This window comes from Synechococcus sp. R8-2 (assembly GCF_047461715.1).
In the GTDB taxonomy this organism is placed as follows: Bacteria; Cyanobacteriota; Cyanobacteriia; order Thermostichales; family Thermostichaceae; genus Thermostichus.
Map to the genome: position 1 here is coordinate 1 of NZ_JANSHQ010000622.1, position 1,133 is coordinate 1,133.

A 1,133-nucleotide genomic window follows, 5' to 3' on the forward strand; every position below is an offset into this window, starting at 1 on the left:
TTATGATGCGCCTCTTTTCAACCCCACACCCAAGGCTTCTCGACCGATGTATCCCTGCTAGTCTTGCCAGGACTGGAGAATGTTACGATGATGGCGGCTTTTTGGCCAGCAAGATAGAGCAGCGGTGGGGAGTGGTAGGGGATGGAGTTGGCCTTGGCAATTGGCGGCCTGGTGGCAGGGATCCTGGCCGGGGTGCTGGGCATTGGCGGTGGCGTGATCCTGGTGCCCTTACAGGTCAGCTTGGGGATCCCACCGGTTCAAGCTGCAGCCACCAGCAATCTTTCCATTGTTATGACCTCGATTGCGGGCAGCATCCAAAACTGGCGGATGGGCATGCTTGATTTGAAACGGGTGATCCTGCTGGGGATCCCAGCGTTGCTTACGGCTCAAGTAGGAGCAATTATCGCCAGTCGCCTTCCCAGCTATCTGCTGTTGGCAGCGTTTGGAGTGTTGCTGCTGGCCAACACTTACCTGGTGCAACTCAACAAAAAGGTGGTTATCCAGGCCCAAGAACTGGGGGCTGACGTCAGCGGTGCCGAGCACCTCAGCGGGACGGAGTCCTCAGGGCAGATGTCTCCCTGGTTAGCCCGCGCCCTGACCGGCGGCACTGCTGGTTTGTTGGCCGGGCTGTTTGGCATCGGCGGTGGGGTGATCCTGGTGCCAATGCAGATCCTGCTGCTGAAAGAGACAATCAAAGTGGCGATTCAGACCAGTCTGGGGGCCATTGTGATCACAGCAGTTGCTGCCACTGCCAGCCATGCGGGCCTCAGCGATTGGATCTGGAATGGCCTGGGGTTCGGGGACGGCACCATCCACCAGAATGTGCTCTGGATCCCAGGTTTAATCTTGGGCACAGGGGGGTTAATCGGTGTACAGATCAGCACACGCACCCTGCCCAAATTGCCCGATGAAACCGTCAGTCTGTTGTTTCGGGGCTTCCTGGCCATTCTTTCTCTTTACATTTTTTGGCAAGCCTGGCAAGGTTATCGAGCTCTGTGAAGTGATCCTGGTCTGCCCCAGTGCTCGGGACAGCAGTCCTGGTTCCAAGCTACGGTCATTTGGATTTAAACTGGGACACTGAACTCAAACCCAAAATGTTGCATGCACTGATCCAGAAGGCTTTTCAAGGACTC

The 1,133-nt window shown here is 56.5% G+C and carries 1 protein-coding gene; it reads left to right on the forward strand.

Features of this window, described 5'->3' with window-relative positions; genetic code table 11:
* The first annotated feature begins 141 nt into the window (after positions 1-141).
* Entirely contained in the window at positions 142-999 is an 858-nt protein-coding gene (locus NW819_RS13175) for a sulfite exporter TauE/SafE family protein (RefSeq protein ID WP_011432297.1), read from the forward strand.
* The last annotated feature ends 134 nt before the right edge of the window (positions 1,000-1,133 follow it).